This window comes from Lutibacter flavus (assembly GCF_900188355.1).
Taxonomy (GTDB): Bacteria; Bacteroidota; Bacteroidia; order Flavobacteriales; family Flavobacteriaceae; genus Lutibacter; species Lutibacter flavus.
Window position 1 is genome coordinate 61,049 of the sequence record NZ_FZNX01000007.1, and the last position, 14,195, is coordinate 75,243.

12 protein-coding genes and 2 pseudogenes are annotated in these 14,195 nt (G+C 30.0%); 6 read left to right on the plus strand and 8 right to left on the minus strand.

Features of this window, described 5'->3' with window-relative positions; genetic code table 11:
* Position 1: 1 nt before the first annotated feature.
* Positions 2-271, minus strand: coding sequence for an Asp-tRNA(Asn)/Glu-tRNA(Gln) amidotransferase subunit GatC (locus CHB63_RS16420; RefSeq protein WP_176420424.1), 270 nt, complete (start codon positions 269-271; stop codon positions 2-4).
* A 255-nt stretch (positions 272-526) separates the two neighbouring features.
* Between CHB63_RS16420 and recQ the strand changes: the two genes are divergently transcribed.
* Positions 527-2,650 (plus strand): DNA helicase RecQ, encoded by a 2,124-nt coding sequence (gene recQ / locus CHB63_RS16425; protein ID WP_089379581.1) that lies wholly within the window; start codon positions 527-529, stop codon positions 2,648-2,650.
* Positions 2,651-2,656: 6 nt separating this feature from the next.
* Here the strand turns inward: recQ and CHB63_RS16430 are convergent, their stop codons facing one another.
* Positions 2,657-3,106 carry an Lrp/AsnC family transcriptional regulator gene (locus CHB63_RS16430; protein WP_089379582.1) on the minus strand — a complete coding sequence of 150 codons (450 nt, stop codon included), beginning with the start codon at positions 3,104-3,106 and terminating at the stop codon, positions 2,657-2,659.
* Between the two features lie 118 nt (positions 3,107-3,224).
* Here CHB63_RS16430 and CHB63_RS16435 point away from each other — a divergent pair, with 118 nt between their 5' ends.
* Complete coding sequence (locus CHB63_RS16435; RefSeq protein WP_089379583.1) at positions 3,225-3,623, plus strand: hypothetical protein; 399 nt, start codon at positions 3,225-3,227, stop codon at positions 3,621-3,623.
* Positions 3,624-3,675: 52 nt separating this feature from the next.
* On the opposite strand, the gene CHB63_RS16440 is transcribed toward CHB63_RS16435, so the two are convergent.
* From CHB63_RS16440 to CHB63_RS16450, 3 genes are all read right to left on the minus strand, one after another.
* Positions 3,676-4,290 carry a TonB-dependent receptor plug domain-containing protein gene (locus CHB63_RS16440; protein ID WP_089379584.1) on the minus strand — a complete coding sequence of 205 codons (615 nt, stop codon included), beginning with the start codon at positions 4,288-4,290 and terminating at the stop codon, positions 3,676-3,678.
* 106 nt (positions 4,291-4,396) lie between these two features.
* Positions 4,397-5,446 (minus strand): methyltransferase domain-containing protein, encoded by a 1,050-nt coding sequence (locus CHB63_RS16445; RefSeq protein WP_089379585.1) that lies wholly within the window; start codon positions 5,444-5,446, stop codon positions 4,397-4,399.
* A gap of 66 nt (positions 5,447-5,512) precedes the next feature.
* Positions 5,513-8,953 carry a methylmalonyl-CoA mutase family protein gene (locus CHB63_RS16450; RefSeq protein WP_089379586.1) on the minus strand — a complete coding sequence of 1,147 codons (3,441 nt, stop codon included), beginning with the start codon at positions 8,951-8,953 and terminating at the stop codon, positions 5,513-5,515.
* Positions 8,954-9,184: 231 nt separating this feature from the next.
* Between CHB63_RS16450 and purU the strand changes: the two genes are divergently transcribed.
* A complete protein-coding gene (gene purU / locus CHB63_RS16455; protein ID WP_089379587.1) occupies positions 9,185-10,039 on the plus strand; it encodes a formyltetrahydrofolate deformylase in 855 nt (284 codons plus the stop codon).
* Between the two features lie 165 nt (positions 10,040-10,204).
* On the opposite strand, the gene CHB63_RS16460 is transcribed toward purU, so the two are convergent.
* A complete protein-coding gene (locus CHB63_RS16460) occupies positions 10,205-10,429 on the minus strand; it encodes a hypothetical protein (RefSeq protein WP_317043623.1) in 225 nt (74 codons plus the stop codon).
* A gap of 305 nt (positions 10,430-10,734) precedes the next feature.
* On the opposite strand from CHB63_RS16460, the gene CHB63_RS16465 reads away from it, so the two are divergent.
* Entirely contained in the window at positions 10,735-12,783 is a 2,049-nt protein-coding gene (locus CHB63_RS16465; protein WP_089379589.1) for a urocanate hydratase, read from the plus strand.
* A 20-nt stretch (positions 12,784-12,803) separates the two neighbouring features.
* Complete coding sequence (locus CHB63_RS16470) at positions 12,804-13,331, plus strand: DUF4136 domain-containing protein (RefSeq protein ID WP_089379590.1); 528 nt, start codon at positions 12,804-12,806, stop codon at positions 13,329-13,331.
* 53 nt (positions 13,332-13,384) lie between these two features.
* Here the strand turns inward: CHB63_RS16470 and CHB63_RS16475 are convergent.
* Positions 13,385-13,618, minus strand: a pseudogene (locus CHB63_RS16475) (catalase-related domain-containing protein); the annotation flags it as partial.
* Between the two features lie 72 nt (positions 13,619-13,690).
* Positions 13,691-13,861 (minus strand): annotated as a pseudogene (locus CHB63_RS16480) (catalase); the annotation flags it as partial.
* 159 nt (positions 13,862-14,020) lie between these two features.
* Here CHB63_RS16480 and CHB63_RS17230 point away from each other — a divergent pair.
* Positions 14,021-14,191: a DUF5522 domain-containing protein gene (locus CHB63_RS17230; protein ID WP_176420426.1), complete on the plus strand. Its 171-nt coding sequence runs from the start codon at positions 14,021-14,023 to the stop codon at positions 14,189-14,191.
* Positions 14,192-14,195 lie beyond the last annotated feature (4 nt).

Consider the following 14,195-nt stretch of genomic DNA (forward strand, 5'->3'; position numbering starts at 1 on the left):
ACTAGTCTTCAATAACTTTAGCAACAACTAAATATCCATTTTTTTCTTTTGGAAAGTTTTCTATAATGATTTTTTTCTCTAAAGCACTGCTTTCCATCACAACATCTTCTCGTAAATCATTTAACGACACGCAATTATAATTGACATTATTAGAGGAATTATTATTATTTGGTTGTGCATTTTTGATTACATCAAATAATTTGTTCACGGTCTCTGAGGACTGTGCTCCTTTAATACTCGACAAAACGTCGACTGTCATTATTTTACTCATGTCTTTTTATTTAGTTTTAAAGTCAAACTTTTAAGCTGGTAAAATTACAAAAGTTTTATGAGGGAAGCACGCTTTTTTATAGGTAAGCAATATGATGCTACATATTGCAAGCTGGTATAATGCTCTTAAATTAAGATAATACCAAATGTTATGGCTCCATTGTATAGTCTATTGAAATAAAGACAAAAATTGTGTATTAAATTTCATTTTCTTCTAATTTGTGAATAAAATGTATTTTTGTCAAAAATTGAATAAATGCTATTAAAAGAAACTCAAGAAAAATTACTTCCAACACTAAAAAAATATTTTGGATACGATAGTTTTCGTGACCAACAACAAGAAATTGTTGAGTCGGTTCTTTCAAAAAATGATAATTTGGTGATTATGCCAACTGGTGGTGGAAAATCTATTTGTTTTCAATTACCAGCATTACTTTTTGAAGGTTTAACTTTGGTTATCTCTCCCTTGATCGCATTAATGAAAGATCAGGTTGATGGTTTAAAGGCAAATGGAATTGCCGCAGATTTTTACAATAGTAGTCAGGAGAGTTTTGAACAAGCAGCAATTTTTGAAAAAATATATAGCAAAGAATTAAAGTTATTATATGTAGCTCCGGAAAGCCTATCCTTTTTACAAAATATTATAACAGAAGAATATATTAGTTGTGTGGCGATTGATGAAGCGCATTGTATTTCATCTTGGGGACATGATTTTAGACCTTCATATCAACAATTAGGGTTTTTAAAACAAACATTACCAAACACTCCAATTATTGCATTAACTGCTACTGCCGATAAAGCAACTAGAGCAGATATTGTTGAGCAACTAAATATTCCTTTAGCAAAACAATTTATTTCATCGTTTGACAGAAAGAATATTGAGTTGGAAGTGCGTCCGGCAAATGATCGGATTTCTCAAATAATTAAATTTATTAGAAAACAACCTAACGAGTCTGGTATTATTTATTGTTTGAGTAGAAAAGGGACGGAACAAACCGCTAGTAAATTAAAGCAGAATGGCATAAATGCGGCATCGTACCATGCTGGTTTAAATTTTGCTGAACGCTCAAAAACACAGGAAGATTTTATTTATGATAAAATAAAAGTAGTTTGTGCAACTATTGCTTTTGGAATGGGAATTGACAAATCCAATGTTAGGTGGGTAATTCATTATAATATGCCTAAAAATATTGAAGGTTATTACCAGGAAATTGGGCGTAGTGGACGTGATGGATTAAAAGCAAATGCGTTATTATTTCATAGTTATTCTGATGTAATACAACTCAGAAAATTTATGAGTGGTGCTACTAATGAAGATGTTCAGGCTGCAAAATTAGATAGAATGAAGCAGTTTTCTGAAGCAAACACTTGCCGAAGAAAAATATTGTTAAGTTACTTTGGAGAATTATTAGCTGAAAACTGTGGGAATTGTGATGTTTGTAAAAATCCTCCGCAATTTTTTAACGGAACAATAATTGCTCAAAAGGCACTTTCGGTAATATCAAGATTAAAAGAAACTGAAGCTACAGGAACAATAATAGATGTTTTAAGAGGAGCACATAATGCAACTGTTTTAGATAAAGGATATGATAAATTAAAATCGCACGGAGTGGGAAGCGATATTTCCTGGAGAGATTGGCAACAGTACCTAATTCAATTAATGAATCAAGGGTATTGCGAAATAGCATTTCACAAAAACAATGCGCTGCGATTAACCAGTTTTTCAAAAAAAGTGTTGTTTGATAAAGAACAAGTTAATTTAACGAAACCTGTTGAATACAAAGAACCAGTTACTTCTGAAAAATCAAGTAAAACAGCTAAAACAACAAAAGCTAAAAAGGATACTTTATTTGAGCGTTTAAGAAAATTACGACAAGAAATTGCTTTGGCCGAAAATATTCCTGCATATTTAGTGTTTAGTGATGCTGCTTTAAAAGAAATGGAACGAGCACGCCCAATGAGTGAATCTGACTTTTTAGATATAAGTGGAGTAGGACAACGCAAATTGGAGGTTTATGGAGAAGATTTTATTGCTGAAATTGTTGCTTTTTCAAATGAAAAAATTAAAACAAGAAAAAAGAAAGACACACATAAAATAACTTACGACTTATACAAAGAAGGTTTTTCAATTGATGAAATTGCTGAAAAACGTAATTTAAAATCGACCACTATTTTTTCTCATTTGGCATTATTATACACCGAGGGAAAGGATATTGATATCTACGATTTTGTATCAAAACAAGAAGTTGAAAAAGTGAGACTGGCTAAAGAAGAGTTAGAAAGTCCTCAAGCTTTAAAACCTTATTTTGAGCATTTAAATGCTGAAATTGAGTATTTTAAAATTAGATTGGCTTTAACAATTATAGATAGAGAAGGATAATTATTGTTAATAATTTACTTTTTTTATAATTGGGTTGTTTTCAATTACATTTGATAAAACAATGTGTGTTCTTGTTTCTCCATAAGTAATTAATTGGTCTATAAACTGTTCTAAATGTTTTTGATTTTTTAATACAACTTCCATTACAATGTTTTCATTACCAGTAATTCTATAGCAATTAACAACTTCATTAAAACTAGTAACTGTTTGTAAAAAAGGTTTTAATCTTCCCATAAATGCTCTTAACGTTATAATTGCCTTTAGTTGATGGTCGGTTTCAATATGTGAAACTTTTGCATGGTAACCTTCAATCACTCCAGCATCTTCCATTTTACGAATTCGTTCTGCAACTGCAGGAGAAGTAACTCCAACAATTCTGGCAATTTCAGTATTAGATTGCCTGGCATTTTGCTGTAAACAACTTAATATTTTCCAGTTTATAGTGTCTAGTTTCATTATTATAGATATATCGTATAAAAATATTAAAATTTAAATTAAATAGTGGGTTTTACTTTAATTATTAAATGTGAAAATTTAAATTACAAAGTAATTTTGTTAGTATTATTTTTAACAAATGTTGGATTCTACTGAATATAATTTAAAACAGTCTGTGATTTATCAGAAGTCAATTGATATTTTTCGTTTAACACGTAGCATTGCTGCGTATGTTACAAATGAAAAAAGTATTCAATCCATGTATCTGTCAAAAAGGGAATCGGATAGATATGCAAATAATTTGGTAATGGATTCTTTGGGATTGGTTCCAAAAATTGCTGAGATTGAAATTCAACAAAATCCTATTTTAAAACTTAAATACGCAAAATCACTTCAATACTTTATCGATAATTTGTATAACAATTGCATGAAGTTAGAGGGTACTAAAATCCACGGAAAAGATTTTGTTAGAATGCTTCGTAAAGAATTAATTCTTTTAAGAAGAATGCACAAACGCTATGTGAAATCTTTATTGTAGAATTATCTGCAAACTTCAAAATTCCTGAAGAGATTAATTTTGGGAATTGATTCTATGACCTTGTTTTAACAATTATAACACCATTAGAACCTCTAATGCCATATATACTTGTTTCCGGTCCTTTTAAAACAGATAAAGATTTAATGTTATCAGGTCTAATTCCTCCAAATGTTTCTTTTGTAATTTCTATTCCGTTTAATATAAAAAGAGGAGTCATGTTGCGATTTATCGAATTATAACCTCTAATCCTAATTATGTTATCAGAAGTAACATTTACTCCAGAAATTTGACCTCTTAAATAATCATATATTGTATTAAATTGACCTGAATCTAAAATTACTTGTTTTGAAGTATTACCTGATAGATTTAAGTCATTTCCTTCCTTTATAATAATGGTTACATTATTTTTTCCATTATATTTTATTTTTTTAATACCAATATTTGGATGAAAAGCACTTATTTCCTTTGGATCAGATTTTATTTTTGTTTTAAACTCTCCATTTGAATTTGTCCAAATTTTTTGTTTCTTATTATCAAAAAGAATGATGGCCCCAGCAACAGGTTTATTAAATACATCTTTTACTTTAATTGTGATTTTTTTTTCTTGAGAATGAATACTATTGTTAAAAAATAATATTCCTAATAGAATTATTATATACTTTTTCATAATTGTTGATTAGATATTACTAATATAATCAATTTTAGATAAACATAATCTCTTTTACATATTCCTTTCTATACTGACCACCAACTTCAAAGAAGGCTTCTGTAATTTAATTTTTTTCTACTTCAAGAGTGTAAGTTGGTGAAAACATAAGATTTTTAGTTCCTAATATTTTGATTATGAAGTTTAAAATGTTTTTAGGGATATTTAACACTTTATTATTTGAATAACTAAATAAAGAGTTTGTAAAAGTCACTTTTAAACCAATTGTTTCTATCATTTTCTTTAAATATTCTAAATCAATCAAATTCTCGGTCCAATTACCAGTGTAAGGATCACAAGTATTTGTAGGATGATTAATTTTATATTTAATTTCCTTAAACTCAATGAAATGTTTTGCAACATTTATAATGTCATTTATTTGTAGTCCTCTTGTTTTATTAGATAGTAATTCAATTTCTGAGTTTTTTAAAAAAGGAAAGTTGTCTTTAATTATTTTTTTTCGAGCAGCTAAAAAGGAGGAATTTAAATCTCGGTTTTTCCATCCTGCTGTTTTAGATGAACCTTTGTATTCGGCTTTTATATGTAGTTTTTTTAATCTATTTACTACAAATGGATTTTTAGAATTGGCACTAGTCATAAATAGTAATGAATAATTAGTGGTTATTTTGGATATATTTCTAAACCAATTTTCTAAATCGTATATATGTTCTAAAACATCAAAAGAGCAAATCAAATCAGGTTGGATTTCTAGTTTATTTATCTCACTAACAAAAACTTCAACATCACCTAATATAAAATAATCTATCTTGGTTTTTAATGCATTCGAAATTATTTGAACATCTTTTAAAGAAACATCGTAAATATCGTTGTAAACAATTTTTTTAAATCCTATTTCGGAAGCCAAATATGATAGCATTCCACATCCACCGCCATAATCAATAAAAACACTTTCAGATATAGGTCTTTTAAGTTTATTTATTGATTTTATTAAAAGCTGCTTATAAAGCGCCATATAAAATGTATAATTATTAATATATTTTTGTAAATAATTTTTATTGTATTCTGAAATATTTAAAGTATTTAAATCAATGCTTTTAATTTTGATAGCCAAATTTTCAATGCTTGCATTCACTAAATTATTTAAGCTTTTATTCATTTAATACTTTATTATAATCTAAACGTTAATTCAAGATTTTAAGTTTCCTTCCTAAAGAAAATAATTTTACATATTCCTTCTATATTGACCGCCAACTTCAAACAAGGCTTCTGTAATTTGACCAATAGAACAAACTTTACAGGCTTCCATTAATTGCTCAAAAATATTTTCATTATTAATAGATTTTTCTTTCAACGATTTAATATGCTCTTCAGCTTTTGAAGCATTTCCAAGATTTAAATTTTCAACTACTTTAATTTGATACTGTTTTTCTTCCTCAGTTGCTCTTATTACTTCTTGAGGTAAAACAGTTGGTGAACCTTTACTGCTTAAAAATGTATTTACTCCAATAATAGGAAATTTTCCGTTGTGTTTTAAAGTTTCATAATACAAACTTTCTTCCTGGATTTTACTGCGTTGGTACATCGTTTCCATAGCGCCAAGCACTCCACCTCGTTCAGTAATCCTATCAAACTCTTTATAAATTGCCTCCTCAACTAAATCGGTTAATTCTTCAATAATAAACGAACCTTGTATTGGATTTTCGTTCTTAGCTAGTCCAAGTTCTTTATTTATAATTAACTGAATTGCCATTGCTCTTCGAACACTTTCTTCAGTAGGTGTTGTAATTGCTTCATCATAAGCATTGGTATGTAAACTGTTGCAATTATCGTAAATTGCATACAGTGCTTGTAATGTGGTTCTTATATCGTTAAAGTCAATTTCTTGAGCATGCAAACTTCTACCAGATGTTTGAATATGATATTTTAACATTTGTGCTCTGGCATTTGCTCCATATTTATTTTTCATTGCTTTTGCCCAAATTTTACGGGCAACTCTTCCAATTACAGCATATTCAGGATCTACACCATTTGAGAAAAAGAAGGATAGATTTGGACCAAATTTATTGATATCCATTCCCCTAGATAGATAATATTCAACATAGGTAAATCCATTTGCTAAAGTAAACGCTAATTGAGAAATTGGATTGGCGCCAGCTTCTGCAATATGATATCCAGAGATTGAAACCGAATAAAAGTTACGCACATTTTTTTCAATGAAATATTCTTGAACATCACCCATTAAGCGAAGCGCAAATTCAGTTGAGAAAATACACGTATTTTGAGCTTGATCTTCTTTTAAAATGTCGGCTTGAACAGTTCCTCGTACTTTTGAAATTGTTTCAGTTTTAATTTTTTGATATACTTCGTTTGGTAAAACCTCATCTCCGGTAACGCCTAATAGCAATAAACCTAACCCGCTATTTCCTTCAGGAAGTTCACCTTGATATTTTGGCTGCTCAACACCTTTTTCTCTATAAATTGAAGAAATTTTCGCTTCAATTTCAGCTTTTAATCCATTTTTAAGGATGTATTTTTCACATTCCTGATCAATGGAGGCATTCATAAAAAAGGCCAACATCATTGGAGCAGGACCATTAATGGTCATTGAAACGGAAGTCATTTCATTTGTCAAATCAAAACCGGAATACAGTTTTTTTGCGTCGTCTAAACAACAAATAGAAACTCCCGCATTACCAATTTTACCATAAATATCGGGTCTAATATGAGGATCATTTCCATATAAAGTTACTGAATCAAAAGCGGTAGATAAACGCTTTGCAGGCAAACCTAAACTTACGTAATGAAAACGTCTGTTTGTACGTTCTGGCCCACCTTCGCCAGCAAACATTCTTGTTGGATCTTCACCCGTTCTTTTAAAAGGAAAAAGCCCAGAAGTATATGGGAATTCGCCAGGAACGTTTTCTTCTAAAGACCACAATAAAATATCACCCCAAGCTTCATATTTTGGTAATGAAATTTTCGGAATTTGAATATGAGAAAGCGATTCGCTATGCGTTTTAATATTGATTTCTTTATCACGAACTTTATAGGAATAAACCTCGTTTTTATAGGATTGTTTTTTTGTTTCCCAGTTTAAAATGATATTCCAGTTGTATGGATTTAAATCCATTTTTACTCGTGAAAATTCTTTAAGGAGTAGTGATGCCAATATTTTGGTATCGTCATTCTGAACTTGTTTCAGAATCTCATCCTCATTTAATCCGATTTTAATTAATTCAGGTTTAATTGAACAAACAGATTCAATTGTTTTATAAATTCCAAATAATTTTTGAGCAATTTCTTTTTGCTCTAGACTTGTTTTGCTGTAAGCTCTATTATTTTCGGTTATTTCAGATAAATATCGGGTTCTATTTGGTGGAATTATAAATTGTTTTTCACTTGTTTTTCCTGTGCTTTTAAAAGTGCTCTTAAAATTAGCCTGAGTTTTTTTGTTTAGTTTTTCAATTAAAACTTTATACAATTCATTGGTTCCTGGATCATTAAATTGAGATGCAATTGTGCCATAAACAGGCATTGTTTCAATAGCACTGTCCCATAAATTATGATTGCGTTGATATTGTTTTTTAACATCACGTAAGGCATCTAAAGAGCCTCTTTTGTCGAATTTATTAAGTGCAATTACATCGGCAAAATCAATCATGTCAATTTTTTCCAATTGTGTTGCAGCACCGTATTCAGGAGTCATAACATATAAAGAAACATCAGAATGATCTAAAATTTCAGTATCACTTTGACCAATACCCGAAGTTTCTAAAATCACCAAATCAAAACCAGCAACTTTTAATACAGAAACAGCATCACTAACATGTTTTGATAATGCCAAATTAGATTGACGCGTTGCCAATGATCGCATATAAACACGTTCATTTTTTATAGAATTCATTCTAATTCGATCACCTAATAATGCACCGCCAGTTTTTCGTTTTGAAGGATCAACAGATACAATTGCAATAGTTTTTTTAGGAAAATCAGTTAAAAATCGTCTAACTAATTCATCAACCGTTGATGATTTTCCAGAACCTCCGGTACCTGTAATTCCTAAAACAGGTATGTTTTTTCCTAATTCTATAAGAGGATAAAAAAGTTTTTGAAATTCTTCATTTCTGTTTTCAGCTATTGAAATTAGGCGAGCAATAGTATTTACGTCTTTATTTTTTAGGCTGTCAATAATTTCCTTCCCTTTGGGAAGGATTAAGGATGGGCTAGGAAAATCACTTTTTTCAATCATGTCATTTATCATTCCTTGTAAACCCATTTCTCTTCCATCGTCTGGAGAATAGATGCGAGTTACACCATAATCCATTAATTCCTTTATTTCAGTAGGAAGAATTACACCACCTCCACCGCCAAATATTTTTATATGAGAAGCACCTTTTTCTTTTAATAAATCGCACATATATTTAAAATACTCGTTGTGCCCACCTTGGTAAGAAGTCATCGCAATTGCATTTGCATCTTCCTGAATAGCACAATTAACAACTTCTTCAACGCTTCTGTCATGTCCTAAATGAATTACTTCAACTCCGGTTGCCTGAATAATTCTACGCATTATGTTTATTGCAGCATCATGTCCATCAAAAAGAGAAGCAGCAGTTACAATTCGGACTTTATTAATTGGTTTGTATGTGGTTATTTTTATCATTTCGTAAAATTAGCTCATATTTAGACTGCAATTTATGAAATTTTTAAAAATATTAAGTAATAATTGTTAAATGGATAAGAATTTTAAAAGTAGCGGTTGCCTTATGTTTTTTATCTAATTTTGATACTTAAATTTTTTGAAATAAAACGAGCATGCTAAAAAGTTTATTTTACAAAGGGAATGACTGATAGCGAACTGCAAGTTATCGTTTAAAACAAATAATGTAGGCTCATGAAAGGAATAACAATTCTAATAAATTGTAATGATAGCAAAGGAATAATTGCTTCAGTTACAAATTTTATTGCTCAGCAAGGGGGTAATATTGTATATATAGATCAACACGTTGATAGGGTAGATAATATGTTTTTTATGCGTTTGGAATGTGAATTTTCAAAAAGTACATTTGCGGTACAAGCATTTCAAGACGTTTTTAGTGAAGTTATTGGTGATAAATTTGAAATGAATTGGCATTTGTATGATTCTGATGTAAAACCAAAAATGGCAATCTTTGTTTCCAAATATGAACACTGTTTGTATGATATTTTAAGCAGATACAGTGCTAACGAATTAGAGGTAGATATCCCGTTAATTATAAGCAATCACCCCGATTTAGAGCATATAGCTCAAAGCTTTAATATTCCATATTATTATATTAAAGTAACCAAAGAAACAAAAGAAGCAGCGGAAGATATACAATTAAATTTATTAAAAGAATTTAAAGTGAATTTTATTGTATTGGCTAGATATATGCAGATTGTATCTTCAAAATTAATTGAAGAATATCCAAATCATATCATTAATATCCATCACTCATTTTTACCTGCATTTCCTGGTGCAAAACCTTATCATTCGGCTTATAAAAGAGGGGTTAAAATTATTGGTGCAACCAGTCATTATGTGACAGAAGATTTAGATGAAGGTCCTATAATTGAGCAGGATATTACACGTGTTTCGCATACACATACCATTAAAGATTTTATTTTAAAAGGTAGAGATTTAGAAAAAATAGTATTGTCAAGAGCATTAAAATTACATACTAAACGAAAAGTGTTAGTATTCAATAATAAAACGGTTGTTTTTAATTAAAACAGTTTGTTGGATGTAATTCATTCTGAATGATAACACGATATAATTTTGTCAGTCTGAGCTTGTCGAAGTGTAAGTGAAAAATGTCTTCGACAAGCTCAGACTGACATTTAAAACTTAATTGACCTAACGAATATTTGAAGAATTCAATTATTTAATTGTACCCTACAACTTAAAATAAAAAATGAAATTAAAACTTTTTCTGTTATTTAGGTAAGCTAAATTTCCTTCGCTTTGGTAGGCTTCTTTTTCAAAACTAATATTTTTATAGGCTAAATAGTGGTTTTTATATTGAATAACTCTAACAAGATATTCTGTAAAATACCATATAAAAAAGAAGATCCAAAGTAATTCTAGTTGTTGTTTTAAATGAATTTTTTCGTGATTCATTAAAATTTCATCTTTTTTTAAAGTTTTATTTTTTAAAAAAATAAAAGGATAAATGGTTAAGCCACAATAGTTATTTGGAATTATATATTTAAAAATTAGAATCATTACACTTAAACAATTTCAAAAATCAAACCAATTTGACTTATATTTGTGAAATACCAATTAAAAGTAACTATTTTGGATATTTTACATTTCAAATATAAAAAATGCATTGCATTAACTCACTTTAGAGTTGATATAAGATATCCATAGTTTTTAATTTCTGGCATTAAGTTAATTGTTTCAAATTAAAAATATACTACCAAATGACATTTAAAGAAATTATAAAACAAGGTATTCCTTCTGAATTACCTTCAGTAAAAAAATACGATACTTTATTAAATCACGCACCTAAACGAAAAGATATCCTTTCTAAAAGCGAAAAGGAATTAGCGATTAGAAATGCCTTGCGTTATTTTGATATTAAACATCATGCTGTTTTAGCTAAAGAATTTGCTTCAGAATTAATGGAATACGGTAGAATATATATGTATCGTTTTCGGCCAGATTATAAAATGTATGCTCGGCCAATAAGTGAATATCCAGGGAAATGTGAACAGGCAAAAGCGATTATGCACATGATTCAAAACAACTTGGACTATGTTGTTGCTCAACATCCACATGAGTTAATTACCTATGGTGGAAATGGTGCTGTTTTTCAAAATTGGGCACAGTATTTATTAACTATGAAGTATTTGTCCGAAATGGATGAAGAACAAACTTTGGCTATTTATTCTGGGCATCCAATGGGTTTATTTCCTTCACATAGAAATGCGCCGCGCGTTGTTGTTACAAATGGTATGATGATTCCAAATTATAGTAAACAGGACGATTGGGAGAAATATAATGCTTTAGGAGTAACCCAGTACGGACAAATGACAGCGGGGAGTTACATGTATATTGGGCCCCAAGGAATTGTACATGGTACAACTATTACGGTTTTAAATGCAGGTAGAAAAATTGCGAAAAATAATGAAGATTTAGCTGGAAAATTATTTTTAACATCTGGTTTAGGCGGTATGAGTGGAGCACAGCCAAAGGCTGGAAATATAGCTGGCTGTATTACTGTTTGTGCTGAAGTAAATCCTAAAATTACTGAAATAAGACTTTCTCAAGGTTGGATTGATGAAAAATTTACGGATTTAGAGAAATTAGTTAGTAGAGTTAAAAAAGCTAAAGAAAACAAAGAGGTTGTTTCTATTGCCTTTTTAGGGAACATTGTTGAGGTATGGGAAAAATTTGCAGAAGTTGAACTATATGTAGATTTAGGTTCCGATCAAACGTCGTTACATAATCCTTGGGCTGGAGGTTATTACCCAGTTGGAATTTCTTTTGAAGAAGCAAATGATATGATGTCTTCAAATCCAAAATTATTTAAACAAAAAGTTCAGGAAAGTTTACGAAGGCAAGTAACGGCAATAAATAAACACACCTCTAAAGGAACCTACTTTTTTGATTATGGAAATGCATTTTTGTTAGAAGCAAGTAGAGCAGGAGCCGATATATATTTAAACTCAAAAGGGAATTTTTGTAATAAAGAAATAATCTCTTCCCTTGGGGAAGAGACAGAGAGATGGGCTTACCCTTCATATGTTCAGGATATTATGGGACCTATGTGTTTCGATTATGGTTTTGGTCCTTTTCGATGGGTATGTACAAGTGCAAATCCTATTGATTTAGAAAAAACAGATAAAATTGCCTGTGACATTTTAGAAGAAATAAAAAAGCACTCTCCAATAGAAATTCAACAGCAAATGTCTGATAATATTCAATGGATTAAAGGGGCACAAGAAAATAAATTAGTTGTTGGATCTCAAGCACGCATTTTGTATGCTGATGCCGAAGGGAGAATGAAAATTGCTGAAGCTTTTAATAACGCAATAAAAAATAATGAGATTTCAGCTCCAATTGTTTTAGGAAGAGATCACCATGATGTTTCTGGAACAGATTCTCCTTATAGAGAAACATCGAATATTTACGATGGCTCTCAGTTTACCGCAGATATGGCTATACAAAATGTAATTGGAGATAGTTTTAGAGGTGCAACCTGGGTTTCTATTCACAACGGAGGTGGAGTAGGATGGGGAGAAGTAATAAACGGTGGTTTTGGTATGGTTCTTGATGGTAGTATAGAAGCAGAAAAGCGATTGAAAAGTATGCTTTTTTGGGATGTGAATAATGGTATTTCAAGAAGAAATTGGGCTCGTAATGAAGGTGCAACTTTCGCAATTAAAAGAGCAATGGAAGTTAATTCTAAATTGAAAGTTACGTTACCGAACTTAGTTGATGATACCTTATTAAAAGATTTGTTTTAATAATAAAAAATTTAAATAAAATGAAAGCCATAAAATTACTTCCGTTAGTCTTACTTTTTTTAGTAGCTTCATGCAGTTCAGTTAGAGTTACATCTGATTATGATACCACAACAGATTTTTCAAAGTACAAAACTTTTGCATTTTATAAAAAAGGCATTGATAAAGTTGAAATTTCAGATTTAGATAAGCGCAGAATCTTAAAAGCTATAGAGTCCGAAATGTTAGCTAAAGGATTTACAAAATCTGAAAGTCCAGATGTTTTAGTAAATATTTTCACTAAGTCAAGACAGAAAGTCGATATTTACGAAAACAATAATTTTTATATGGGTTGGCATCCTTGGTATTATGGGCCAAATTTTGGGATGCGAATTTCGAAATATACAGAAGGAACTTTGTTTGTTGATTTAATTGATGCACAAAAGAAAGAATTGGCATGGCAAGGAATTGGAAGTGGTGGTTTAACAACTACTGGTAATGTTGCTAAAAAAGAAGAAAGAATAAAGGAATTTGTTGCTCAAATTATGGAAAATTACCCTCCTGCTTTATAATTAAGATATTATTAAATAAAAAAGAGCGACTTTTAAAAGTCGCTCTTTTTTGTTTAAAGACAATAAGCTTGTTTTAATAAACTTGGATCTATTTCAACACCTAAACCTTTGGAAATCCTCATTCCTAATTGGGCGTCATCTCTAAACCAGTGACATAATTGTCTGTTTACAATTTCATCCTTTTTAATACCAGAAATTCCGTTCATAGCTCCTACAATATTGCTTATAATATTTAATTTAACTTTGGGAGACATAATTCTAAAAAGATTTCCTGGCTGAGTAAAGTAATCATCATCGTTTTCATTTTAATTTAGCTCGTGTGAATTTTTTGAAATATCATGCGTTTCGTTAAAATTTCAATAAGCACCAGATCCTTTCGCATTTACAATTCTCTCTGGAATTCTTTTTCTATTAAAATGTGCCAGTTTTTCTTGTAAGAAGTAATCTTGCAATAAAAGCGGGCCTCTTGCTCCAACACTTTGAGAATCTTCATAATGTTTAATTGGAGCTCCGGCAGCAGTTGTTACTATTTTTTTATTTTTATATAATAAATTTGTTTTATAAATTTTAGATAATCTTAAATGCTGTATTTTATCGTAATGAAATACTAATTAATCTTTAATTTTAATAAATTTCTAACTAATATTGGTTGAAATCATTAGAAATAATTGATTATTATTGCAAAATCTATGAATAATAAAAATTTTTCAGAATTAGAGTCAGACGAATTCTACTTGTCCAAAGAAGGTTATCGAGTTTTTACGGAAAAATACCATTTAAAAAGAGGTTATTGTTGTAAAAATGGTTGTAGGCATTGCCCCTTTGGATTTAACAAAAAAACTGGAAATACTTCCAAATAAAAGC

Bases quoted from the DNA above. Each gene is read 5' to 3' on its own strand.
- CHB63_RS16420 (WP_176420424.1), bottom strand. From the start codon at position 271: ATGAGTAAAATAATGACAGTCGACGTTTTGTCGAGTATTAAAGGAGCA.
- recQ (WP_089379581.1), top strand. From the start codon at position 527: ATGCTATTAAAAGAAACTCAAGAAAAATTACTTCCAACACTAAAAAAA.
- CHB63_RS16430 (WP_089379582.1), bottom strand. From the start codon at position 3,106: ATGAAACTAGACACTATAAACTGGAAAATATTAAGTTGTTTACAGCAA.
- CHB63_RS16435 (WP_089379583.1), top strand. From the start codon at position 3,225: ATGTTGGATTCTACTGAATATAATTTAAAACAGTCTGTGATTTATCAG.
- CHB63_RS16440 (WP_089379584.1), bottom strand. From the start codon at position 4,290: ATGAAAAAGTATATAATAATTCTATTAGGAATATTATTTTTTAACAAT.
- CHB63_RS16445 (WP_089379585.1), bottom strand. From the start codon at position 5,446: ATGAATAAAAGCTTAAATAATTTAGTGAATGCAAGCATTGAAAATTTG.
- CHB63_RS16450 (WP_089379586.1), bottom strand. From the start codon at position 8,953: ATGATAAAAATAACCACATACAAACCAATTAATAAAGTCCGAATTGTA.
- purU (WP_089379587.1), top strand. From the start codon at position 9,185: ATGAAAGGAATAACAATTCTAATAAATTGTAATGATAGCAAAGGAATA.
- CHB63_RS16460 (WP_317043623.1), bottom strand. From the start codon at position 10,429: ATGAATCACGAAAAAATTCATTTAAAACAACAACTAGAATTACTTTGG.
- CHB63_RS16465 (WP_089379589.1), top strand. From the start codon at position 10,735: ATGACATTTAAAGAAATTATAAAACAAGGTATTCCTTCTGAATTACCT.
- CHB63_RS16470 (WP_089379590.1), top strand. From the start codon at position 12,804: ATGAAAGCCATAAAATTACTTCCGTTAGTCTTACTTTTTTTAGTAGCT.
- CHB63_RS17230 (WP_176420426.1), top strand. From the start codon at position 14,021: ATGAATAATAAAAATTTTTCAGAATTAGAGTCAGACGAATTCTACTTG.